At 39.1% G+C, this 25,405-nt stretch carries 15 protein-coding genes; 9 read left to right on the top strand and 6 right to left on the bottom strand.

What is annotated here, in order from left to right; all coding sequences use genetic code 11:
- The first annotated feature begins 3 nt into the window (after positions 1 to 3).
- The 8 genes from QA584_RS18530 to QA584_RS18495 all read left to right on the top strand — a co-directional run bounded on the left by QA584_RS18530 (position 4) and on the right by QA584_RS18495 (position 18,079).
- Positions 4 to 2,853, top strand: a complete 2,850-nt coding sequence (locus QA584_RS18530; RefSeq protein ID WP_278270581.1) for a type I polyketide synthase — start codon at positions 4 to 6, stop codon at positions 2,851 to 2,853.
- 36 nt (positions 2,854 to 2,889) lie between these two features.
- A complete protein-coding gene (locus QA584_RS18525; protein ID WP_278270580.1) occupies positions 2,890 to 11,157 on the top strand; it encodes an SDR family NAD(P)-dependent oxidoreductase in 8,268 nt (2,755 codons plus the stop codon).
- Positions 11,158 to 11,178: 21 nt separating this feature from the next.
- Positions 11,179 to 12,051 (top strand): hypothetical protein, encoded by an 873-nt coding sequence (locus tag QA584_RS18520; RefSeq protein WP_278270579.1) that lies wholly within the window; start codon positions 11,179 to 11,181, stop codon positions 12,049 to 12,051.
- Positions 12,052 to 12,065: 14 nt separating this feature from the next.
- Complete coding sequence (locus tag QA584_RS18515; protein ID WP_278270578.1) at positions 12,066 to 13,322, top strand: 2-phospho-L-lactate transferase CofD family protein; 1,257 nt, start codon at positions 12,066 to 12,068, stop codon at positions 13,320 to 13,322.
- Complete coding sequence (locus QA584_RS18510; protein ID WP_278270577.1) at positions 13,303 to 13,962, top strand: HAD family hydrolase; 660 nt, start codon at positions 13,303 to 13,305, stop codon at positions 13,960 to 13,962. The genes QA584_RS18515 and QA584_RS18510 overlap by 20 nt, the downstream gene beginning before the upstream one ends.
- Positions 13,963 to 14,376: 414 nt before the next feature.
- Positions 14,377 to 15,672, top strand: coding sequence for a glycosyltransferase (locus QA584_RS18505; RefSeq protein ID WP_278270576.1), 1,296 nt, complete (start codon positions 14,377 to 14,379; stop codon positions 15,670 to 15,672).
- A complete protein-coding gene (locus tag QA584_RS18500; RefSeq protein WP_278270575.1) occupies positions 15,635 to 16,396 on the top strand; it encodes an enoyl-CoA hydratase/isomerase in 762 nt (253 codons plus the stop codon). Before QA584_RS18505 ends, QA584_RS18500 begins: the two co-directional genes overlap by 38 nt.
- Before the next feature lie 423 nt (positions 16,397 to 16,819).
- The gene (locus QA584_RS18495) at positions 16,820 to 18,079 is read left to right on the top strand and encodes a hydroxymethylglutaryl-CoA synthase family protein (protein WP_278270574.1); all 1,260 of its coding nucleotides are present in this window, start codon (positions 16,820 to 16,822) and stop codon (positions 18,077 to 18,079) included.
- 216 nt (positions 18,080 to 18,295) lie between these two features.
- Here the strand turns inward: QA584_RS18495 and QA584_RS18490 are convergent, their stop codons facing one another.
- The 6 genes from QA584_RS18490 to QA584_RS18465 form a co-directional block, all read right to left on the bottom strand.
- Complete coding sequence (locus tag QA584_RS18490) at positions 18,296 to 19,468, bottom strand: hypothetical protein (RefSeq protein WP_278270573.1); 1,173 nt, start codon at positions 19,466 to 19,468, stop codon at positions 18,296 to 18,298.
- Positions 19,469 to 19,560: 92 nt separating this feature from the next.
- Entirely contained in the window at positions 19,561 to 20,154 is a 594-nt protein-coding gene (locus QA584_RS18485; RefSeq protein ID WP_278270572.1) for a CDP-alcohol phosphatidyltransferase family protein, read from the bottom strand.
- On the bottom strand, positions 20,154 to 20,729 hold the full coding sequence (locus QA584_RS18480) for a flavodoxin family protein (RefSeq protein WP_278270571.1): 576 nt from the start codon (positions 20,727 to 20,729) through the stop codon (positions 20,154 to 20,156). Before QA584_RS18480 ends, QA584_RS18485 begins: the two co-directional genes overlap by 1 nt.
- Positions 20,730 to 20,733: 4 nt before the next feature.
- On the bottom strand, positions 20,734 to 21,153 hold the full coding sequence (locus QA584_RS18475) for a flavodoxin family protein (RefSeq protein WP_278270570.1): 420 nt from the start codon (positions 21,151 to 21,153) through the stop codon (positions 20,734 to 20,736).
- 73 nt (positions 21,154 to 21,226) lie between these two features.
- Positions 21,227 to 21,814: a TetR/AcrR family transcriptional regulator gene (locus QA584_RS18470; protein ID WP_278270569.1), complete on the bottom strand. Its 588-nt coding sequence runs from the start codon at positions 21,812 to 21,814 to the stop codon at positions 21,227 to 21,229.
- 48 nt (positions 21,815 to 21,862) lie between these two features.
- Complete coding sequence (locus QA584_RS18465) at positions 21,863 to 22,408, bottom strand: CDP-alcohol phosphatidyltransferase family protein (RefSeq protein WP_278270568.1); 546 nt, start codon at positions 22,406 to 22,408, stop codon at positions 21,863 to 21,865.
- 329 nt (positions 22,409 to 22,737) lie between these two features.
- Here QA584_RS18465 and QA584_RS18460 point away from each other — a divergent pair, with 329 nt between their 5' ends.
- Positions 22,738 to 25,227: a family 16 glycosylhydrolase gene (locus QA584_RS18460; RefSeq protein WP_278270567.1), complete on the top strand. Its 2,490-nt coding sequence runs from the start codon at positions 22,738 to 22,740 to the stop codon at positions 25,225 to 25,227.
- Positions 25,228 to 25,405: the final 178 nt, after the last annotated feature.

Below are 25,405 nucleotides of genomic sequence, written 5' to 3'. Positions count from 1 at the left end.
TAAATGGATCAAGCGGATATAACAATAAGGATTAAGGATATTCTGCAAATGGTGAAAGACAATAAAATAACACCGGCAGAAGCCAGGGAAAGTATTGAAAAAATTAAAACCAACTCAGTAATTTCATCTTCCAAGAAACCATTACCAGATAGAAAGACACAGATTGCAAAATCAACCAACGATGTTGCAGTGATTGGTATGTCAGGACGTTTTCCGGGAGCATCAAATCTGGAGGAGTATTGGGCCAACCTTATGGAAGGGAAAAGTTCCGTTACACAAGTTCCGAAAGAAAGATGGAATATTGATGATTACTATGATCCGGATGTTGATAAATTGGATAAAACCAACTCACGCTGGGGCGGATTTTTAAGTGACATCGATAAGTTTGATCCGGCCTTTTTTAATATATCCGGTATGGAAGCAGAAGTAATGGACCCTCAGCAAAGATTGTTTTTAGAGGAATGCTGGAAGTCCTTAGAAGATGCAGGTTATGCAAATGATCTGGCTTCCGGTCTATCCTGCGGGGTTTATGTGGGTGCCGCACCCAGGGATTATCTTAATAACATCAGCGGGCAGGAGGAAGATATCACCGCCCAGGCCTTTTGGGGAAACACAGGCTCTGTCTTAGCCTCCAGAATATCTTACTTACTGAATTTAAAAGGACCGGCAATGGCCTTAGATACTGCCTGCTCCTCCTCCCTGGTTGCACTGCATTTAGCATGTCAAAGCATAATGTCGGAGGAAAATACTATGGCAATCGCAGGAGGCGTGTGGATATGCACCACTCCCCACTATTATATATTTACAAGTAATGCAGGAATGCTTTCTCCCGAAGGCCAGTGCAAATCCTTTGATAATGACGCCAACGGTATAGTTAACGGGGAAGGTGTCGGTGCCGTTGTCCTGAAAAATTATGACCAGGCAGTAAAAGACGGTGATTATATCTATGGTGTAATTAAAAGCTCCGGCATAAACCAGGATGGCAAAACCAACGGAATCACAGCTCCAAGTTCCCTCTCACAAACCGCATTGGAACTGGAGGTATACAAAAAGGGCAATATTAATCCGGAAACAATTACTTTTCTGGAAACCCATGGAACAGGGACAAAGCTTGGAGATCCCATAGAAATTGAAGCATTAAAAAACTCTTTTAAAGAATACACAGATAAAAAGCAGTTTTGTGCTCTGGGTTCGGTCAAGACCAACATAGGACATTCCTCTTTAGCGGCGGGAATTGCAAGTTTTATAAAAGTTATACTGGCAATCAATAATAAAAAAATACCGCCTTCCCTTAACTTCAAACAGGAGAATGAACATTTGGAGCTAAGTAACAGTCCCTTTTATGTCAACACCAGATTAAAAGATTGGGTCGGGAAGGAAGAGCCTTTAAGAGCAGGAGTCAGTTCCTTTGGGTTTGGCGGTACCAATGCACATGTTGTAATAGAAGAATACCGGGAAGCCAGGAAAACAGATTACAAGGCACCCTGCTATCTGGCGGCATTCTCAGCGAAAACCTCAGAGGAACTAAGGCAGCGGCTGAAGGACTTTTTAGCCTGGTCTGAAAAGCATTCCGGTACATACAGTATGGGCGATATCAGTTATTCTTTAGGAAACCGGCGTAAACACTTTCATAAAAGGATGGCCTTTGTAGTAAGGGAACAGTCTGAACTAAATGAAGCGATAAAGGATTATCTGATAACAGATTATCAGATAAATGAAGCACCAGGCAGTATCACAGATAAACCACTTTTAGAAGAAAATTTACATAACAACAGAAATCATGGCAGACTGTATGAAGAACTGGCTGATATAAGCCTCTCCCCTGACCAGTATAAAGAAATTCTTCTCAGTTTCTGTGAGGCTTATAAAAACCGGGAGGATTTATTATGGAGCAGGCTGTATCGGGAAGAGGAGCACCTTAAAATCCCCCTGCCTGTCTATCCTTTCGCAAGAAATAGTTATTGGGTAAAAACCAATGAAAGGAAGCTTATGAAACCGGGAAAAGACAAATTGCATCCCTTAATCGATGAGAATATCTCTAGTTTTAAGGAGCAAAAATTCCAGACTGAAATAAGTACAGAGGATATATTTATAAAAGGCTGCCTTTCTGACGGAAAAAGCTATTATCCCTATGCAAACTTCCTGGAAATAATGCGAAAAGCCGGTGAGGTTTCAAAGGAAAACAAGGTCAGATATATGGATAATGTGGTCTTTGCAGGAAGTGATATTTTTAATGGCAGGGAATATCAGTTAAACACTTACGTATATCCAAACGGGGACCAATGCCAGGCAGAAATTATGGCATTTAATGAGGAAGAAGATTTTATCAGTGCCCAGGCACAGCTGGTTTTTGAATCGGAAACAACGGAATCCACAGAGCCTGATCAAGCTGATATCGGTATTCTTAAAAATGAGTGTACCCTGGCTGTAAATAAAGAGGACTTTTATTTGTTCTTATCCGGAGAATTTAATCAAACCTACGGAACTAATTTTCAGGTAATCAATGCCTTATCTGCATCAGCCAAAAAGGACAGAGCCTTTGCTGAGCTAACTATGCCGGATCCCCTAAGCTTTTTACTGCCGGACTTAGTTATAAATACATTTTTCCTGGAGTCCGCATTTCAAATCGGTCTTTTTTTGATACAGGAAAGAAAGTTAAGTCATTATTATCCCAGAGGGTTTGACAGGCTTGAAATTCACCGGCCCTTTTCTAAGACGTGTTTGGTACACGTAGTTTTATCTGAGTATAAATCCGTAAGTGAAGAAGAAGCCTGGAGGTTTACCGTTTGTTTTATTAATACAGAGGGTGAGATTGCGGTGGAAATATCGAATTACATTATTATAGGCTATTAAGTATCTAAGTTAAGGAAAGTATACAGGAGGGGTGATATGTCAGGAAGCAATAAGAAAGAAGAAAAAGCTTTAAACAGCGTTTACTTAGCAGAGGATAACAGGGACTCTTCAACCGGACATATATTGAATTACTATGAAGAGGAATGGACCGAGAGGGTGCTTGATAAAAGCACAATAAAACAAATAGAATCCGTTTTAGTATTCGGACTAAAAGAAATTCCGGTAAGTATTGACAGTAATCTAGTAAATAAAGAAAAGATTGTCACTGTATACCAAGGCGGCAGATATCAATACCTTGGGAGAAATGAATATGAAATTAATCCCCATATCTATGAGGATTATGTAAAACTTTTGAATGTACTAAAGGAGGAAGGCTTTTCGGCAAAGCATATCGTGTATTCCTGGACATTAAGTTCCGGTAGTTTGGATCTTGAGATGATACAAAAAATCACAAATGGAGTAACTTCTATTTTAGATATGGAAGCCTCCGGTATGACGGAGGGGACAGATAATCTTTTCAATCTTTTAAAAAGCATAATTCAGGTAAGAATGACGGATTTAAACAAAATACTTGTATTTACTCAGAAAAAAGAAGAACTGCCGGATCCCTTTCATGATATAATAGCTAATTTCGGCAAATCCACCGGATTTCTTATGCCGGAGGTGGCATTTTCAACGGTTCATATCGATGAAATACAGCAAATAAATGAGTTTATAAATCAGGAATTATCCAGTTCATATTCAGAGCCGGAAATTTTTTATCATAAAAACAAGAGGCATATAAAAACATATAAAAAATTACCGGCTCCTTCCTTTGAAAAGCCATATATAAGACCAGGTTCTGTCTTTTTGATTACAGGAGGCGCAGGAAAACTGGGTATGCTATTTGCCAGATACTTAGCAGAGGAATACGAGGTAAATCTGGTTTTAGTAGGACGATCAGAATTAGATAATAAGAAAATAGAAATGATAGAAGATCTCGAAACAACAGGAAGCCAGGTCTTATATCAAAAAGTCGATGTTACCAATAAGACTCAGATGCAAAAGGTGATTGAAGAAACAAAGAAGAGATTTGGGGAACTTAACGGAGTAATCCATGCAGCAGGATTGGTAAGTGATAAATTAATCTCACAAAAAGAGTACGATGAATTTAACAGGGTAGTACAGACCAAGATGCTTGGAACTGTAATCTTAGATGAGTTAACAAAAAATGAGCCTCTGGAATATTTCATACTTTTTTCTTCCACCTCGTCAATAATCGGAGACTTTGGACAATGCGATTATTCCGTAGGGAACCGGTTCCTTGACTGCTATAAGGATTTCAGGCAGTCTTTCAGGAAAAACGGACTGCGGTCAGGCAGGACCATAACGATAAACTGGCCCTTATGGGAAAATGGCGGGATGCATCAGGAGAAAGAAACGGAAAATTTATATCTGCAAACCTCCGGTTTAAGTTATCTGCGGGATGATGACGGCCTCAGGGCATTTAATGAAATACTGGGAATGGACCGGGAACAGGTCATTGTATTTTATGGTAACCCGCAAAAAGTTGAAAAAATACTGGGGATTAGTGATAATCTTCAACCAAAAGTAACCGGACGGGAAAATAATTTAGAATCAAGGACAATCTTTGCGGCACTTCCTAAGAAAGCAGATGATGCTTCCCTGGATAATGATCTGGAATATGATATCAGATTCATAGCAGCAGATATTTTAAAGGTTAATGTTAAGGATATCGAGAGCAATCTCAACTTCGGCGATTTTGGTTTTGACTCCATCTCATTAAAGATATTGATTAAAAAGCTTGGTGAGAAATTTAATATAGAGTTATCACCAACCATCTTATTTTCCGCCAGTACTATTAAAGGCTTGGCACAGTATTTACTGGATGGTTTCTTCAATGAAATAAATCAGTACTATGACCGGTCTGGTATTAATAGGAGAAGTAAAAAAGAAATAGCTGGTAGTGGAAAAGAAATCAGTGAAACGATAAAAAATAAAGCAGTAAATAGAATGCAGAGAATTAAAGAAGAAATAATTATAAAGCAATCTATTGACAATGAGCCAGACTTGGTAACAACGAGTGAAAAAGGAACTCAAACTCGCAAGGGATATTTGGTACCGCTTAAAAATCATTTTCAGGAACCGGTTACCTGTAATAGTAAATACAACGAACAAGAGCTAACGTCCTATGAACCCGTTGCAATCATTGGAGCAGAAGGATTGTTCCCCGGTTCAAAGGACTTAAACGAATTCTGGGACAATCTAAAAGAAGGCAGGGATATGATCACAGAAATCCCTTCTGAACGGTGGGACTGGAGAGAGTACTACAGCGAGGACCGTCTGGCTAAAAATAAGTCAATGTCTAAATGTGGTGGCTTTATTAAAGATGTTGATAAATTCGACGCTTCCTTTTTTAATATTTCCCCAATGGAAGCGGAACTTATGGACCCCCAGCAGCGTCTGCTTTTGCAGACCATATGGAAAGTAACCGAAGATGCGGGGTATAAAGCGTCTGAGTTATCCGGAAAGCCTATCGGGGTCTACATCGGGGTCCAATTTAATGATTATCAGGAACTGTTACAGGAATCGGATGAAATGAAACCCCAGATCGTAACTGGCAACTCTCATGCGGTTTTAGCTAACCGGATATCCTACTATATGAATTTTAAAGGTCCCAGTGAAGCCATTGACACCGCCTGTTCCGGAAGCCTTGTTGCAATCCATCATGCGGTCAAATCCATACAAAGGGGAGAAAGTGAAATGGCCGTAGCCGGCGGTGTTAGTCTGATGCTTTCCCCAAAGACCTTTTTAAGTGCCAGTAAGTTAGGAGTTTTATCTCCCGATAATCATTGCAAAACCTTTGATGAAAGTGCAAATGGTTATGTAAGAGGGGAAGGGATAGGTGTTATCCTGCTAAAACCTTTAAAACAGGCTATAAAAGACCGTGATAACATATATGCGGTGATTAAAGGCAGTGCCCAAAATCATGGCGGAAGAGCGAACTCCTTAACTGCTCCCAATTCCGATTCTCAGGCAGCAGTCTTAGCGGCAGCCTATAAGGAAGCCGGTATGGATCCGGATTCTGTTACCTATATTGAAGCCCACGGCACCGGAACCGAGCTTGGTGACCCGGTGGAAATCGAAGGTTTAAAGAAAGCCTTTCAGGAGCTAAGTAAAGATTACCAGGTGATGGTGAGGGAACCCCGGTGCGGTCTGGGATCAGTAAAAACGAACATCGGACATTTGGAACCGGCAGCAGGAATAGCCGGAATCATAAAAGTTATCCTGGCCATGCGTAACCATACATTACCGGCAAGTATTAACTTTAATAAGCTTAATCCTTATATTAACTTTGAGAACAGCCCATTTTATATTGTGACAGAAACCAGAGAATGGAATCAATTAGAAGATATGCAGGGCAACAGGATACCCCGCCGCGCAGGAGTTAGTTCCTTTGGATTTGGCGGTGCCAATGCACATGTTGTTCTTGAAGAATATAGTATGGAAGAACTTCCGGAGGCAATAGAGGAAGACCAGATCATCGTTTTATCCGCCCGAACTGAGAAAAATTTAAAACAGTATGCAATTGATTTATTAGATGCTTTAAACTCTGACGGAAAGGATAGCTTAGCATATCCTTTGGACCAGGTTGCTGTGGCGGACTTAGAGAAATCCGTTATGGGAAATACCAGGGGTAAGACTTACTCTGATACGAAGTATAATCTTGAACATATTGCTTTTACCTTACAAGCAGGCAGGGAGGCAATGAATGAAAGGCTGGCCTTTGTAGTAAGCAGTACGGAAGAATTACGAACTTTATTAAAGCAATTTATAAACGGAGAAAAATCAAACCGCCTTATATCCAATAATATTAAAAAGACCCAGGATAGCTTAGAAATATTAGGCGGGGATGAAGATGCAGACGCAATGGTGGAACAGTGGATAAGTAAACGGAAATTAAATCAGATTGCCAAGCTATGGACAACGGGCTATGAAATAAACTGGAAACTGCTCCATAATCCAGAAACCGTACAGAGAATTTCCCTGCCTACCTACCCCTTTACGAAGGAAAGTTATTGGTTACCGGAAAGTTCTAAGAATTCAGATAACAACAAAAAAGAATTAGGTACCTTAATTCATGCAACAGAGTACCTTATGAGTTTTAACGGGGAAATGGTTTTCAGTAAAGACTTATATCCCCATGAAACCATTGTGAAAGACCATGTTATTAACGGACAGAATATATTTCCGGGAGTAGGATATATGGAAATGGCCTATCAGGCAGCGTCTGTTATCTTTAACAGCAAGGAGCTTGAGATTAGCAGGCTCTTTTGGTTAAGTCCTCTTATTATGAATAAATCCGGTTTAAAAATACTTATTTCCTTCAAAAAGGAAGGAGAAAAATTATTATTTGAAGTAAAGGAAGACGGCGCGGGTACTAATTCTCCCCTTTGTGCAAAAGGTGAAATACATAAGGCAGAGAAAACCGGACAAAATCAGATTATTTCCCTGGAGGAGTTAAAGAGTAGGTGCCCCCAGGTAATAAGCGGGGAGGATATTTATAAACACTATGAGATCAGCGGGATCAATTACGGGAAGTATTTTAAAGGAATCAAAGAAATCTATAAAAATGACCGGGAGGTACTTGGTATTATTCATATTCCCGAAAACAGCGGACCTGATTTAAAAACCTATACCCTCCCTCCTGCTTTATTGGATAGTGCCTTACAGACCATCAGCTGTATTGCAGCTGCAGACGGGAAAATAAACTTACCCTTTGCAGTGGAGAGATTTGAAATACTTAAGCCCTTAAAGCCTGTCATGTATTCCTACGTGAAAGCCTCAGGTAATAACAGCTATGAGATTTCCCTGATAAATGAAGCAGGAGAGGTCTGTGCCAGATTCCATAAATACGTATTAAAAGAAATACGCAGTAAATCACCCGATTGCTTCTATGAGCCGGTATGGCGCAAATCACCTTTACTTACCGATTCATCAAATGAAATAAGAGGTGGGAATTTATCTTTTAATCAGACGGCTATGATAATTTATACAAAGGAGGGGGAGATAATTGCAGATAGAATCGCAGATAAGCACGTGAAAACAGTACGGATACTATTAGGAGAGGAAACAATTCAAAAATCTGATGATTTCTGGGAAGCTAAGTATGATGATCCCAAGGCGTTAGGTGAAACAATTAAAAAAGTAAAAGAGAGAAATCTGATTTACTTTTTGGGAGGAATTAAACTGAAAACTTTGGAAGAGGATAATCTTTTAGCAGTAAAAGATGCCTCGGAAAAAGGGGTAATTAGCCTGTTCCGGCTGATTAAAGCCTTAGAGGGGGGCAAATCCGGTAAGCGTCCGGTAGAGTTAAAAGTGATTACCAACAATATATATCCGGTAGGTAACAGTCCTGTTGTTGTGCCTGCTGCCTCCGGTATCCACGGCTTTATCAAATCTTTGGCAAAAGAATATACCAAATACAAAATTACAACTGTTGATATTGATCTACTTAACGGCAATGACAGCCTGAGTGGGGAAAACCTCGATTCCGCCTTAATACCTGTACTTAACGAACCCCATAACCCCAACGGAGAAACCGTTGTTTACCGGGAGGGAAACCGTTATGAGCGTAAAATAGAAGCTCTTCCTATACCTTCTGTAACACAAAGTGTGTTTAAGGAAAAGGGAGTTTACGTTATTCTTGGGGGAGCAGGAGGAATCGGCCTTATACTGAGCCGGTATTTATCAAAGAAAGTAAAAGCGAGGTTGTTTTTAATCGGCAGAGGCGGGTTAAATGAAAGTAAAAAGAATATAATCAAAGAAATTGAGTCACTTGGCGGAACCGTTCATTATTATCAGGCAGATATTACGGATCCAGAGAGTATGAAGGCTGCGGTCAGTGAAGTGAAAGCTTTATATGGGGATAAGATTAACGGCGTTTTTCATTCTGCTATGGTTTCGGCGGATAAAATGATATATAAGATGACGGAAGAAGAGTTTAAAACTGCCTTTGATCCCAAAGTATACGGAAGTGTAGTATTATATTCCATATTTCAAAAGGAAGCTTTGGATTTCATGGCTTTCTTCTCCTCAACCTCCTCCCAGATAGGAATGCCGGGTCAAAGCAATTATGTCAGCGGATTAAATTTTAAAGATACTTTTGCCTGCTATATACAGGATAAAACCTCCTATCCGGTAAAAATATTTAACTGGGGGTATTGGGGAATTGGTTCCGGCGAACAGGAAGAATTCAGAGAAAGAATGAAGAAGATTGGAATACAGGCAATCGAACCCAGGGAAGGCATGGAAATTGTTGAATGGGTACTGAAGGCGAAAGAGAGCCAGGTTTTTATACTTAAGGCAGAAAACAAGGTTCTAAAGCAGATGGGAATTACGTCTGCTAGAAACAATCCGGGTGAAGATGCCGCTTTAAAGCTGCCGTTCCAATCTGAGAAACGAAACACGGTAAGTGTTATTGAAGGAAAAGATATATCTGCTGATGGTAAGAACAAATCAGGTAAACATCAAACCGTGGAAGATCAGGAGGTTACAAAGGAGAGAATCCGTGATTATCTAAAAACTATTATTGCCAAGACCCTGAAATGCGATAAGGACAGTATTGAAAACCGAACGAGCTTCCAGGAGTATGGCATTGATTCTATTTTAGGGTTTCAAATATACGGGGACCTGGAAGAGAGTTTTGGCGACATACCTACCACTCTGTTTCTGGATAATGATAATATTGATGAACTTGTTGCTTATTTCATGCAAAATTATCAAGACAGAATCAATGGATTATTTCATCAAAACATATCTGGAATTGATAAGAATACCTTGTCGATGCAAAGCAGTTTTTTTAGGCAAGGTGATGTAAGACGGGATAATGTAAACCAGAACAATGATTGGCAGGACAATATAAGGCAGGACAATATAAGGCAGGACAAAGTAAGCCAGGACAATGATTGGCAGAACAATGTTAGGCAGGGTGATGTAAGCCAGGTCAATAATTTGCAGGACAATGTAAGGAAGGGTAATGTAAGCCAGGTCAATAATTTGCAGGACAATGTAAGCAAGGATAATCCAGCAAGTATAATAGAACCTGCAAAGGGATATAAAGAAGATACTTTAAAAAGAAAACTGATCGATTTCCTGCAAGACACAATGGCTGAGATTCTTAAATGCAATAAAGACAGTATAGAGTCTCAGCTAAGTTTTGAAGAATTCGGAATTGATTCCATCCTGGGGTTTCAAATTCTGGCAGCCTTAGAAGCCAGTTTTGATGATTTACCGGCTACTTTATTTTTAGATAATACAAATTTAGAGGAGCTGGCCGAGTATTTGATTCAAAATCATTCAGAAAAAACTGTCTCCATGTTTGGGGAAGAAGTTTCAAAGGCTGAATCAGAAGCTGCGACCGGTATGAATCTTCTCACTTATGAAGAAACAAAAGAACCCCGTTTCTCAGACTTAATCAAAGAAAAATCAAAGGATATTAAACTGCCCGTTGATTTGGAAAGCTTTCTGGTAGAAGTAGAGGATAACATAAAAATTGAGGTAAGTAGGAAGGGAAGTGGAGAGCCGGTCTTAATTATTCCGGGTCTTGCTGTAACTACAGTAATCAGTTCCTATCAGTTTATAGAATTGTCCTCTAAGTATCAGGTAATAGGAATAAATCTGCCGGGACATGGCAGAAGTGACGGAACAGAAGATCTTTCTTTTAAAGGTATCAGCGAAATACTCATAAAGGTCCTTGATAAATTGGAAATCCGTCAGCCATTGCATGTCGTGGGTGGTTCTTATGGAGGAATTATAGCACAAAACATCGCCCTTACGTATCCGGACAGGGTTCGGACATTAACCCTTATCGGAAGCATTACCGCTACCAAGTTTGAAGGGGTAGCCCAGGTATTTTCCTTTACGGAAGCCGTATCAAAAGATTTTGAAGCAGTAAAAAGAAATGCAAAGTCCTACGATGTAATTCAAAATATTGATTATTATATTGAAATATATAAACACAGCCAATCCACGAATAGTCCGGTATTACTAAAGTATCTGGAATTAATGAAAGTAAGAATGACAACCAGGGATGTTTTAGAGCAAATAAAGGTACCTACTTTGGTAATCGTTGGCGCGGTGGATACGGTAGTAGAGACGGAGGAATCCAAGCTTATTCATTCAAAAGTCGAAAATTCAAAGTATATAGAAATTGCAGACGGGGGGCATTTTATACATCTTACCCATCATGAGATTGTAAGCAATGCAATTCTTGAATTTCTGGAAAATTATAAGGAGCAGTAATTTGCTGTAAGGAGGTGGATTATGTCTGTTGAAGTAATCAAGGACAGCTGGGATAAGCTATGGAAGGAGGGTTTAATACATTATTACCCAAAGGAGAACCAGGAGATTACCTTATGTAGCGGATTGTTTTCCTTAAAGCTTGGATATGCGCCGGAAAGGGCAAAGCGGTTTTATGGTGAAAGGAGAACAGAGTTACCTTTAGGCACCGAAATCTGGAACAGGAAAGATTGCCTATATGAATTTGAGAGTTTGGTACTGTTGGCAAACAACAGGCCGGTAACGAGATATCACAGTATTTTATGTTCCAGAGAGTATCACCCCCAAAATGAGTTATCTTATACAGAACTCTATGAGGTGACCAGATCAGTGGAAGAGCATGGGTTCCGGTCTTTTTTGAATCTGGCAGGAACAGCAGCAACGTTAAACCATTTTCATACCCAGGTGCTGTTTGAGCCGTTTTATATTGAAAAATTACCCTATGAGCTTTTTTGCGAAAATTTAGGAGCAATCCCCCAGTATCCGGGAGGGAACATACTTATCACAGGGAATACAGAAAAAAGGTGCAGGCTGCTGTTTGAATTAATCCAGGAGCTTACTATTTCAAAAACCTTTAAAACAATTAAAAAAGACGGAACCAGAAGCGAAACACCTTTGTTTTCGCTTCTTTTTTGGGAGGATAAAATTTTATTTATTCCCAGAAAAAAAGAAGTATCCTGCCTAATCGATTCCATGGTGGGAGGATTAGAACTAAGCGGTCATTTTTTAATCACATCGCCCGTAACCACAGACAATCCCTTTGAAGGGTTTCATCAGGAAACATTAATAAACATTATTGAAGAAGTAACTTATAACCAAAATGAAGTTAAAAGTTTTTTACAATCAATCTACCAATAAAGGAGGATATTATTATGTTAAAAGTAGCTGTATTTTCAGGCGGCAGAGGATCGAATACGTTAGTAAAGGAATTAGTAAAGGATGAAACCTTAAGATTATCGTTGATTGTTAATGCATACGATGATGGAAAATCCACAGGTGAGATCCGGGATTTTTTTAATATGCTGGGTCCGTCCGACATTAGAAAAAATCAAGAGAATCTCATGTCTCCAGGGTTTGAAAATTTTAGAATCTGGTCGGAAATATTTAAGTATCGTTTTCCGGAAGATATCAAACATGAACAATGTATTCATATCTTAAATTCCTTTGTTACAGGGGAAAGCAACCGGATCGATAATATTATAATTAACGACAGTGATCTTGAGAATCTGATCAAAAAGCTCTTAAGCCAGTTTTTGACCTCCCTTGAGATTTATGAGAAGGTACAGGGCAGGGAATTTAATTTTTCCGATTGTTCTTTATCCAACTGCCTGTATGCAGGAGCTTATGAAATTCTGGATAAGGATTTTAATAAGACCATTAATTTGTTTAACTTGCTGCTGCATGTACGGGGAGATGTCGTTCCGACCAATCTGGAAAACAAAAAGTTGGTGGGAATCAGGGAAAACGGTAGAATCTGCTATGATGAAGCTGAAATCGTCGAACTTCGCTCCAGCGACAGAATCAAAGATATATTCTTAATTGATGAATACCTGGATAAAGATCTCATTGAAAGCAAGTTTACAACCACCAGAGAAAAGACGGATTATCTTTCCCGAATACAAAGTTATGTGTACGGAACTCCAGAAGCCATTCAAACGATTTCCAATGCCGATATCATAATTTATGCCCCCGGTACCCAGCACTCCTCCCTTTTCCCAAGTTATATGACAATGGGAATACCGGAAGCCATCTATTCCAATACCAAGGCGCTAAAGGCATTTATCTGCAATATAGGGGAAGATTATGAAACTCCGAATTATACAGCTAGTGAATTCCTAACCAGTGCATACCGGTATCTGACCAGGAACGCCAAACTAAAACTGCCCCTGTCCGATTTTATCCATGTGGCATTGGTAAATACCTCCCGTTCTAAAAACAAGGAGGAAATACGCTATGTTGAAAATGATTTTCCCAAACTGGAGAAGCTGCCAATTAACATCGTGTACGGCAATTATGAATCTGCTACGGATTTAGGCAAACATGATGCCGTAAGCACAGTCGCAACTATAAAAGATATATACTATAATCGGTTTTTTAAGGAACTGACCTATGAAATTAAAGTGGGATAAAAAGAAATATGTAATTTTTGATTTCGACGGAACCATCGCTGATACAAACCGCCTGCACAGAGCCGCTTTTGAAGAGGTAATGAAATCTTTGGGAATATTTGATTTTCAATATGAGATTTATATGGGCAGAAAAACAAAAGAAGTTTTTAAAGACTTTTTCCGGTCAAAGGAAGTCTCTTATTCCGAAAAAGAAATTGAGGAATTCACGGACAGGAAACAAAGCCTGGTAAGAAAGTTAATCGCACAGAAGTTAGAAGCTTACGAAGGAGCGATACCCTTTATCAGGCTTTTAAAAGAGAAAGGAATGACACTGTCTGTTGCCACTTCATCCTCCAGGGCAGGGGTTACCTTAGCCCTGAAAAAACTGGGGTTATATGAGGATTTTCAGTTCATCATAACCGGAGATGACGTTGAAAAGGCAAAACCTTCACCGGAAATTTACCTTAAGGCTTTACAACTGGCCAATATGCAGCCCGGTGAGTCCATTGTCATAGAAGATTCCCTTAGCGGTTCCATGGCTGCAAGGCAGGCGGATTTGGATGTAATCGTTGTGAACAACAAAGAATTAGTCAATCAGTTTTATTGTACTGAATTTCCATACCTGGTTCGGGATTTTGGAGAACGAAATCCAAATGTATAATTATAGAATACTCCCTTACCGGAGTCTTTTTTTGTTGTGGTAAGTTGTATTTAAAAATTAGCGAAAATATTGCAGACTTTTCAATTTTGAGAAAAAGCAGCAGTTCATTTTTTTTTGAAACACTATGCGAAATTTTATTACTAAAAATAAGAAATAACGATGAGAAATAAAAGATAAGAAATAAAAGATAAGAAATAAAAGATAAGAAATAACGATATGAAATAACGATAAGAAATAACGATATGAAATAACGATAAGAAATAACAATATGAAATAACGATAAGAAATAAAAGATAAGAAATAAAAGATAAGAAATGAAAGATAAGAAATGAAAGATAAGAAATGAAAGATAAGAAATGAAAGATAAGAAATAAAAATCAGATATAAAAAATAGATAGAAAGAAGGAAATTTATATGGGAAAAATAGCGATCACCGTTGTAGGTACACACGGTGAAGTACGCCCCTTACTGGCACTGGCAATTGAGCTGCAGCATGCCGGTCATGAAGTAATCCTGTGCGCGCCGCCCAATGAAAAGACCTGGATCTCAACCTATGGTTTAAATTTTTGTTCCTCAGGCTGTGACATTAACGGACTTATCGGTAATCTAAACGGATATATGGGACATCCCGTCCGTATGTTAAAAGCGGTTAAAAATACCTTGCATGATATTATCGGCGGACAATTTGAATTAGAAAACAATATAAAAGATGTGGATTTAATCGTTGGCAGCGGCGAACCCTTTGCAGTGCCGTCAATTGCGGAGAAATATGGGATACCCTTTGTATTCCTTAACCTGGTGACACAGTTTATGCCGTCTTCCAACTATCCGCCCACCGTAATACCCTGGCAGAATTTACCCAAATGGGTAAATAAGATTTTATGGCACATCGTAAACTCATTTATTAATTTGTCCCTGGTCGGCATTATAAATGAGCAGCGGAAAAAGCTTGAGCTAAAACCGATTAAAGATATCTATGACCATATACTGGACAGTTTTAAAACCTGTATTATTGCGGTGAATGAAGCCCTGGATAAAGTGCCGGAATATAAGTTTAATTACATTCAAACAGGACTATGGCATGTGCCGGAAGTAAAAGAAGAGGAGATGGACCCCGGACTGATCGAATTTTTAAAAAGCGGTCCTCCGCCGGTTTATATAGGATTTGGCAGCATGAGTGACCCGAATCCCAAAGAGACCAGCAAAATAATTGAAGAAACCATAAATACCTTAGGTGTAAGGGCCATTATTTCGAAAGGCTGGGCTGACTTGTGCCCGAATGTTGATATGACGAACACTTACATGATCGGATATGTACCCCATTATAAATTGTTCCCCAAGGTAGCGGCCGTAGTCCATCACGGAGGAGCAGGAACGGTATATACGGCAGCCTGGGCCGGTGTGCCCCAGGTTTTAATCCCCCATATGTTAGACCATTATTATCAGGGAGCATTATTATATAAAAAACATTTAATACCAAAAGCAGTAAGTCGCTCCAAACTAACCAGTAAAAAATTGGCCGCCGCGATTAAAGAAGCCATAACCAGCCGGGAAATCATAGACAATAATGCCAGACTTGGCAGGGAATTAAGAAAAATTGACCGGGATGGTATCAATAAAGCAGTAGAAACCATCGAGGAGGTTTTACGTGATTCCCTGGCAGGAGGAGTATATGAATTATCAGACGCTCAGAGTGCAATGGAAAGATAAGCTCTGTTATATCCAAATTTATAGGCCCGAGGCAAAAAATGCTATTAATACCCTGATGGTGGAGGAATTCTATGAGGTGTTGACGCTGTGTGAAGAACAGATCAATATTATTGTCTTGGAAGGACTACCAGAGGTTTTTTGTTTCGGAGCGGATTTTAAGGAAATTGCTTCCGGCGGGAGCAGCAATGCAGGTATCAATAACTCAGAAGAACTATACGAGGTGTGGCTAAAGCTTACAACAGGTCCCTATATCACCATAGCTCATGTCAGGGGCAAGGTGAATGCAGGAGGAATCGGCTTTGCTGCCGCCTGTGATATTGTATTAGCGGATGATACGGCCGAATTTAGTTTGTCAGAGCTGTTATTCGGTCTTTTTCCGGCCTGTGTATTACCTTTTTTGATTCGGCGTGTCGGGTTTCAAAAGGCACATTACCTTACCATTATGACACAGCCGGTTTCTGCCTTAAAAGCTCATGAATGGGGATTAGTGGATGCCTGTGAAGAAAAGAGTGATTCTCTTTTACGCAGGCATTTACTTCGGTTAGAACGGCTGCCTAAATCAGGAATTACCAAGTATAAAAGATACATAAATCAATTATATGAAAAGCTGTCAGGAGAGAAAGAAACAGCTATAGAGGCAAATCATAGGATGTTCTCTGATTCTCAGAATATCAGCTGGATATATCAATTCGCCACACAAGGGAAATTACCTTGGGAGAGTTAATAAAATGGCAATAAGTGCACCATACAGAAAATCACATGTTCAGAGGGACGCAGGCAGTACCACATCTGAAACAGATGTGGCATGCAATGGGAGCCAGTGTGAAATAAAAGACATTTCACACCCTGATTTGAGGCAGTGCCACATCTGAAGCAGATGTGGCATGCAATGGGAGCCAGTGTGAAATAAAAGACATTTCACACCCTGATTTGAGGCAGTGCCACATCTGAAGCAGATGAGGCATGCAATGGGAGCCAGTGTGAAATAAAAGACATTTCACACCCTGATTTGAGGCAGTGCCACATCTGAAGCAGATGTGGCATGCAATGGGAGCCAGGTTGAATATAAATTTTTCAACCACAAGTTTGTGCTTGCGCACCACAAACTTGATTTGTACAATGAGCGTGCGCAAGAATAGGGGTAAAAATGACAAGTGTCGGAATAGAAGCAATGAATTTTTATAGCGGTCTTGCATATCTTAATGTAAAGGAATTAGCCGAATATCGTAATCTGGATACTACCAGATTTGAAAACCTGCTTATGGAAGAAAAAACAGTGGTATTGCCTTACGAAGATCCGATTACCTATGGGGTCAATGCGGCCAAGCCTATTATAGATGCCTTAAGTGAAGAAGAGAGAAATAAAATTGAAATGGTAATCACCTGTACGGAATCGGGGATTGATTTTGGTAAATCCATCAGTACCTATATCCACCATTATTTGGGCTTAAGCAGAAACTGCCGGTTATTTGAACTGAAAAATGCCTGTTATTCCGGAACCGCAGGTTTTCAGACGGCCATTAATTTTATATTATCCGGCAGTTCCAAAGGTGCCAAGGCGTTAGTAATTGCAACGGATATTACACGCTTTATGGCCGTGGACGGCGGTGAAGCCTTAACGGCAGACTGGTCCTTTGCCGAACCCAGTTCCGGAGCGGGGGCGGCAGCCATTTTAGTAAGCGATAAACCTCTTGTTTTTAAAATTGATATAGGCGCTAACGGTTATTATGGATATGAAGTTATGGATACCTGCCGTCCGATTCCGGACAGTGAGGCAGGAAATTCGGATTTATCCCTTTTATCCTATTTGGATTGCTGTGAGCAGTCCTTTCTGGAATATCAAAAGAGGGTGGAGGGAGTCGATTATAAGGAGACCTTTGATTATCTTGCCTATCACACACCCTTTGGAGGGATGGTGAAAGGTGCCCACCGCAGCATGCTGCGCAAATTATTTAAAGCCTCCCCAGCAGAAATTGATAATGATTTCAACAAAAGGGTAATGCCCGGAATGAATTATTGCCAGAGGGTAGGCAATGTTATGGGGGCAACCATATTTTTGTCACTCCTTGGTATCATAGATTACGGAGAATTTAATACTCCAAAACGGATCGGCTGTTTTTCCTACGGCTCGGGCTGCTGTTCCGAATTCTACAGCGGTGTGGTTACAGCCGGAGGCCAGAGGATACAGCGTAACTATGCAATTGATCGGCAATTGGATTCCAGGTACAAACTGTCAATGGATTTATATAATACTTTACTGAGGCGAAGCGACCTAGTGAAGTTTGGTACACGTAATGCAAAACTTGATTTTGAAGTAATTCCGGGTCTGCTTGATAGAAACAGAGATGAGAAGTTATTGTTTCTGGAGCAGATCAATGAATTTCATAGGGAATATATATGGATATAATGCAAACAAGGGTCTGTTGCAAAATTGTAAGGTTATAGAACTTGGGCTAAGAATAAGGATTATGTTTTCAGAAATTTTGTAGAATGATCCGCGAATAGGCGGCATAATCCTTATTCTCTCCCAAGTAATTAACACTTTGAATTTTGCAACAGTCCCTAATTATTTTTAATACATAAAATTTTATTTTATTTTATTTCCTCTTTATTTGTGCAGTCTTTAGAAGTTCTCTTTAGCCATATTCCGGTCTAATTTATTAAGCCCGCTTATGGGTATGGAAAAACGAATAAAGACTTTTCCGTTATCTATGTATTTATTCAGACAGGCATCGGCCTTCCTCACATATCTGCTCATATAGTCATCTACTTCATTTTCTTTTGAATAGCATGATTTATTTTTGCAGCAATCTACAAAACCATTTATTTCGATAGTTCCCCCGTTTTCCTCTAATTTAATAGTTCCATTCGTTAATTGAGGCTGATTTCCACGGTTCAGATATTCTACCGTATATAGTAAAGAAGTTAATACCATCTGGTGTAAGATATGATAATCCTTATCGCCGATCTCAAAGGTTAGATCTATATTATTTCTCTTGCTTATCTTATTTGAATAGTTAATCAATATATTCCAGGATATATCAATTAGCTGAATGTAATCCAGTATATGGGCTGCATCTTCGTTTTCTTTCATATGCTGTGTAATATAACTATATATGGTCTGGCTGTTTAGCTCCTCTTCCTTTGTGGTATAAATTTTATCCAATAAAAGCTTTTTTTTATTTAAAAAATTCACCAGGCTGTCTCTTTTACGTAATTTTATATAAGCTTCATATAAAAGAGCTTCAAAAATATTGAAAAACACAAAGATATCGGCGATAAATCCTTCTTTTGGTTTATACATTCCGCTGGTTGTGGACTTTACTTTCATAAGGATCAAAATTTCTATAAAAAAAGCGGCTAAAAATAAGAATTTGATCAGGGTAGATATAATCTTATTATTATCAATTATAAGTATGGATAAAAATACATATACCATAACTGCTATACTAAACAAGGGAATGTATAGCCAACCCAAATAAGAATAAAGCCAGTCAAGGGGTATTGAAATTGCGTAAATGATAGCCAGCCCTTTTAACAGTGTATAAGTAATATAGTCATTCATTGCTGTTATAATAATAAATAGTAGAAATACTAATTTTATTAACCGTGACAGATTCGTATGAAACAATAAAGGTATGGTACTTAGTAAAATAAGCACGACATAGACGGCAGCTTTAAAGGGAGGAATACTCTTTAACTCTATTTTCCCAACGTGCCTTATATATATCTGTAAAGACGCAAATAGACTTAAAAAGAGTGTAATATAATTAATTAACAGAGAATATTGATCCATCAGATTAAAAAATTCTTCCTTTCTACCGATTCTCCCCCTTGAGAACTACTTGTCAAGCATTCCTGTATCTGTCTTACTTTATTTCACACCTTTTATTTCAATTTGTCAACCTTTGGGACAAAGAAAGATTTTACAGTCAGAATTCTTAAAATTGACGTAACAATGGATATCCCTGTAATACCATATAGGAACAGCTTTGAAATAAATAATCCCTGATCTAAAAAGCAGTATTCGGCTGAAATAATAAAAGGCAGAATATACATAGCAGCCGCAATGTATTTGCCGGCCTTATCAAATTTAGGTTTAAATCTTTGATTGGTGCAGTCAGTTTCAATTTTAGAAGTAATGATAAAATTGAAAAATCTGTCTATAATCACAATCATAAACCAGGCCGGAATGATTCCATGTATCATTATAACAAGGTGCATGAATACTACGAAACAGAAGTCTGCAATTAAATCAAATACGGTACCGAATCTGGAAACAATACCATATTTGCGGGCAACTTTTCCGTCAAAGAAATCACTGAAACAAATAAGTATGTAAAGAAACGCAAAAAATTTAAAAAGTTCGGTATCCTGGTTTCGATCCAATAAAGTATTTGTAACAAATAGTGCGACCGGTGTACCTATAATCCTCAAAGCAGTAAGGGCATTGGCACCATTTTTAATAAGTAAGCCCTTCATTAGGATTTACCTAAGGAAGAGCCGAATTCATATGCCCGTTTGAGTTCAGTCTCTTGTTTATTGGAATAGAATTTTTCCTGGTAGTCTGCTTTTCTGTATAAAAGGTTACTAAGTCCATCCAGTTCCGTGGAATTATCAGTCATCATCCCGGTAGAATAAATCAGAACCTTGCCGTTGTCGATATTAGTAATACCGGAAACATAATCTCCAAGCACCGGTGAAAAATTACCGTTGTAAACAGTGGTTCCAAAGGCCACGATATCATATGCCCCTAAATCTGATGGTAAAAATTCTCCCGGATAATTTATCGTCACCTGATATCCGGAATCATTCAAGCCTTTTGCAAGATTATCAGCAATGTCTTTTGCAAATTCCGACCGGCCCGGCTGGTAGATAACTAATGCGGCCCGGTTGCTGTCCTCTGCGGGCAGAATGATTTCATTGCTTGCATGCTTAACATTACCTGCACTTGTAACATACTGGATACCGCCTAAAGTACCTAAACCTATAATTACGATACCTACAACGATTATAATAACAGCTTTTTTTAGTGTCTTCTTTTTTCTGTCACCCATAAGATTATACTCCCAATTTTCCCGCAATAGTTTTGGCAAACACCGCTGCGTTGTAAACATCCTTATCATTAGGTCGATTCTTATGCATGAAGCCTAAATTGCCTTTGCAATGAAATTCCTCGGGGGATACTTTTAATCCCTGTGCTAATAGTTCTCTTTTCATTGGAGCATAAGCGTTTCCAAAAGATCCGGAACTAAAGACAACAACTTCCTTGATATTGCGGGGATTAAGTGTCTTAATAAATGCTTTCATTTCCGGGTCAATATCAAAGCTGTATAACCCCTCCCCCAAAAATAATACATCTACATTCCCATCAAGGGGATCCGGGATTGACTTTGCAATAACCCCTAATTGCTTTGCAATTCCTTCTGCAAGTTTCTTCGTATGACCTGTTTTTGTAAAATACCTCACATCAATTTTCATTATTATACTCCTGCCTTTCTTAATTAAAAATACATGTTAAATGGTGACTTATAGTGATGAAGAAACAAATACCTTATTTTACAGCCAAATCTTCGAGAGAATTTTCAAATATGTTATTTACTAATTTATCCAGCAACTCATTTCTCGAATTGGTATCCCAAATATCATAAAATAAATAGTTGGCGTATTCGGTTGCATTTAAAAACATTACCTGCATCGGGATAATAAGCTGAAAGGCCATTAATTTTAATTCAGTATCAGTCTTTTTATCTTCGAAAATTTCTTTCAGTAAGGGGATAATGATCTGAATCGTATTAATGCTCCCATGTTTTAATTCCGAGGAAAAAGCAATTTCAGCAAAAGTATAGTTACTAAAAGCAAAGCCGGATATGGCTTTCACCAGATTTTTAACCCGGTATACAGGGTGTTTTTCATCGGTGGACTTTTTCAATATGGTTTCGGCAATATCCTCCATACAGTATCCCACGGCAATATTAATAAGATTTTCTTTGGATTGGTAATAATAATTGATTAACGCACTGTTTACTCCTGCCATTTCCGCAATCTGCCTGTTTGTTATTTTGTCTATGTCTTTTTGTTCCTGTAAAAGCTTTACGGCTACTTCCATAATCCGTTCTTTTGCACCTGCATTTTCATTCATTTTTACGTGTCCTTCTTTCCACTAAGTATTTTTATTTAAGGTATCGAATTATGTCAGAGTTCTTTTAGACTGCCAGATACTTTTTCTATTGATATCATAAGTATCTGCGGTTAATAAGATTAGGCACTCTTCTAAGGAGGAGAGGAGGGGGATAACAGCAAGGAAATATGGGACAACCCCCAAATATACCCAAAGAGGAAATGCCAGGAACAGAACCAAACCGGTAAGCTTATTCCCCAGAGTATGCATCATTCCCCACTGTTTAAATTTATTTCTCGTAATTATAAAATTAATTAATCTGACGGATGCTACAAGGATTGAAATAGTTAAGATAAAACTATCAATCTCAAAATTAATACGAACGATTAATATATAAAAAACAATTAACCAAAAAATAAAATCAGCCAGACTATCTAGTTTGGCACCTAAATTGGTTTCAACATGGTAATGACGGGCAATATATCCATCTGCAATATCGCTTAAACCGCAGAAAAGATAGATAATTAAAAATAAACCGGATGATACGGTTAGCAGTAACATTAGTATAGATAAAGCAATTCTGGCAAAGGACAGCAAGTTTGGCAATAGCTTCAAAAGTATACCTCCAAGATTTAACCGTGATTTAATCGTGATTAAATTATAGCATTACCCAATTACACTGTCAATATAGTTTTTACAGTTTTTGTAAGGGTAGAGTATAAGGAATATGAGTTGAGGTAAATAAATTTTAATTATAGGGAGGTGGAAGCTTTAAAATAAAATTTTGACACCTTTTCTAAAATTTAACAACTTCTTTCCTCGCATTCTGGTTTGTAAAATAAAGATAGCATCCTATGTAAAGAAATGGGGCGGCTTAAGTTTATCGCCTGCTTCTTTTCCGACAAAACGTAACTATAAACTATATTATGATAAGGAGGTTATTTATGAAGCGGTTTTTAGAGAAGGGAAAATGCTTCAATCACAGGACAAGCAGACTTGTCCTGTCAGTAGTCCTGGTTCTGGGGTTACTATTATCGCCTGTGGCAGGGGTGAGCCAGACAGCCCAGGCAGCGGCAACCATTACTTCCATGACTTATTTTTCGCCGTCGGACGGTCCTGTTATTTCACACTCCGGTGTGGGACAGGCCAGCTATGGATTCGTCATGCCAATTTTTAACGGCGGAGCTGCCACCTATGCGGATGTAGCCGGTGATCTGGCAGTCAAGGTCAAGGTCAATGGTAATTGGGTAAATATTGATGACAATACCGGATTTACCTATAATGTAAACTGGGGAAATTGGACAGACAGTGGTTTTAACGGTTATTGGTTTACGGTTTCACAGACTACCTATATCAGGTTAGCCTCTAAAACAAGTGGAGTGACTCTTGACTATACCTTAGAATTTACCAATATAGGAAAAGCGACTATCACTTCCATGACAGCGACCCAGGGACCGACTATTACGGCAGGAGTTACAGGGGGTGCAGGCTTTACCTACCCGGTATTTAATGGCAATGCTTCCCTGCCATATGCCGCAGTTGCAGAGGATTTAATTGTCTATGTAAAAGCAGCCAATGATACACAGTGGATTGAATTATTCGATAATCCGTCCAGTGGTTGGATTTATGACAATAATTTCGGTCAGTTTACAGACGGCGGAGGCGGTTATTGGTTTAATGTGGATAAAACGATTCAGGTTAAACTACAATCAAAAACATCAGGGGTTTCTTTGATTTATACCATACTATATGATGCACCGGTGAGAAATTCCTATACGGTTACCCCTTATGATGGAACTACAACGTTTACAGCAGACCAATCGGGCTCCATTGGTGTTCCGCTTCCAAAGATTGACGGCAGTGCGGCAGTGAAGTCAGAACTTGGCAACTTTATCTATGAAATAAAAGTAAATGGGACATGGGTAGATTTGGGAGATTTTAGTAAGAGCAGTTTCCGCTATTCGGATAAAGGCTATGATAACCTGTCCTCTGCCAACCAATGGGGTTACTGGTCAGATTATATCTATGGACTCTGGTTCCGTCCCATTCAGCAAAACCTTGAGCTTCGTATTGGATATCCCCTTAACGGACAAAAAGGCGGTAGTGTTGGCAATAACTATGTTACCTATACCTTCATTGGTAATCCAAACGCTCCAAGACCGGATGATTCAGACCTTGGCAATATTTTACTTGGTACACCGGATAACCCGAATATCTCCGGTATGAACCTAATCTGGCAGGATGAATTCAGCGGTACTGCTTTAAATATAAACAATTGGAATTATAATACCGGATACTATATTAATGATGACCCAGGTACTTGGGGCTGGGGTAATAGTGAAATGGAATATTATACGGACCGGGAAAAGAATGTTTTTGTAAGAGACGGTAAATTAAATTTAGTAGCGTATGAAGAACCCAAGTCCTTCCCTCAGGATCCGAACCGCTATGCGCAGTATTCCTCCGGTAAGATTACTACAAAAGATAAGTTTACCTTTACCTATGGCAGAATTGATTTCAGAGCAAAACTTCCCAGGGGAAATGGAATGTGGCCGGCTTTGTGGATGCTTCCCAATGATGATACTTACGGAACCTGGGCAGCCTCCGGGGAAATTGATGTTATGGAAGCAAGAGGCCGTTTGCCGGGAGCCAGCAGCGGAGCAATCCATTATGGTGGTCAGTGGCCTGCCAATACCTATATTGGGGGTGACTATGCATTCCCAGATGGCCAGACAATTGACTCGGATTACCATGTGTACAGTGTAGTATGGGAAGCAGATACGATTAAATGGTATGTAGATGGCAAGTGTTTTTATAAGGCAACCAGTGAACAATGGTATTCAAATGGTGCACCAAATGATGAGAATGCTCCTTTTGATCAACGGTTCTATATTATCATGAATCTTGCCATTGGCGGCATGTTTGATGGCGGAATAACACCAAGCCCAAGTGATATTCCTGCTTCTATGCTGGTGGACTATGTACGTGTATACAAACCTGAGGGCAGTGTTGACCCGGAACCGCCGGTAACTAATACAGATGTTGCAGCCGGTAAGAACGTCGACTGTTCCGGTGTTGAAAATGAGGTATTTCCGGCTTCTAATCTTACAGACTCCAATAATGGTACCAGGTTCGCATCAAATTTTGCAGATGATGCATGGTTTACCATTGACCTTGGCAGCACGTACCGGATTAATCAGTTAATCCTTAACTGGGAAGCTGCTTACGGAAAGCAATATGATATCCTCGTATCCACCGATGGACAGACATATCAAAAAGTCTATAATCAGTCCAATGGCAGCGGGAATATAGAAACCATTGACATTAATACAGTAAATGCGAGATATGTAAAGTTCCAGGGAATACAACGGGCACTGCCTTATGGATATTCCTTATGGGATGTTAAAGTAATGGGAACACCTCTAAATGAATGATATAGCTAAGAAATTGATATCAGTTTAGATACTTAAGGGCTGTCGTAAAGTTCAAAGAATATCTTTATCTGAGAGAGAATACTTAATATGTCCTGTATTCTATTCCTGGTTTGATATTCTGCAATTTGCGGCGGCTCTTTATGATACACGAATTCCTAATTCCTTAAAGGGGATAGTT

Source organism: Anaerocolumna sp. AGMB13025, from assembly GCF_029689925.1.
Classification (GTDB): Bacteria; Bacillota; Clostridia; order Lachnospirales; family Lachnospiraceae; genus Anaerocolumna.
Note: the sequence above shows the minus strand (reverse complement) of the source record. Positions and strands in the feature narration are given on the sequence as shown.

Bases quoted from the DNA above. Each gene is read 5' to 3' on its own strand.
- QA584_RS18530 (WP_278270581.1), top strand. From the start codon at position 4: ATGGATCAAGCGGATATAACAATAAGGATTAAGGATATTCTGCAAATG.
- QA584_RS18525 (WP_278270580.1), top strand. From the start codon at position 2,890: ATGTCAGGAAGCAATAAGAAAGAAGAAAAAGCTTTAAACAGCGTTTAC.
- QA584_RS18520 (WP_278270579.1), top strand. From the start codon at position 11,179: ATGTCTGTTGAAGTAATCAAGGACAGCTGGGATAAGCTATGGAAGGAG.
- QA584_RS18515 (WP_278270578.1), top strand. From the start codon at position 12,066: ATGTTAAAAGTAGCTGTATTTTCAGGCGGCAGAGGATCGAATACGTTA.
- QA584_RS18510 (WP_278270577.1), top strand. From the start codon at position 13,303: ATGAAATTAAAGTGGGATAAAAAGAAATATGTAATTTTTGATTTCGAC.
- QA584_RS18505 (WP_278270576.1), top strand. From the start codon at position 14,377: ATGGGAAAAATAGCGATCACCGTTGTAGGTACACACGGTGAAGTACGC.
- QA584_RS18500 (WP_278270575.1), top strand. From the start codon at position 15,635: ATGAATTATCAGACGCTCAGAGTGCAATGGAAAGATAAGCTCTGTTAT.
- QA584_RS18495 (WP_278270574.1), top strand. From the start codon at position 16,820: ATGACAAGTGTCGGAATAGAAGCAATGAATTTTTATAGCGGTCTTGCA.
- QA584_RS18490 (WP_278270573.1), bottom strand. From the start codon at position 19,468: ATGGATCAATATTCTCTGTTAATTAATTATATTACACTCTTTTTAAGT.
- QA584_RS18485 (WP_278270572.1), bottom strand. From the start codon at position 20,154: ATGAAGGGCTTACTTATTAAAAATGGTGCCAATGCCCTTACTGCTTTG.
- QA584_RS18480 (WP_278270571.1), bottom strand. From the start codon at position 20,729: ATGGGTGACAGAAAAAAGAAGACACTAAAAAAAGCTGTTATTATAATC.
- QA584_RS18475 (WP_278270570.1), bottom strand. From the start codon at position 21,153: ATGAAAATTGATGTGAGGTATTTTACAAAAACAGGTCATACGAAGAAA.
- QA584_RS18470 (WP_278270569.1), bottom strand. From the start codon at position 21,814: ATGAATGAAAATGCAGGTGCAAAAGAACGGATTATGGAAGTAGCCGTA.
- QA584_RS18460 (WP_278270567.1), top strand. From the start codon at position 22,738: ATGAAGCGGTTTTTAGAGAAGGGAAAATGCTTCAATCACAGGACAAGC.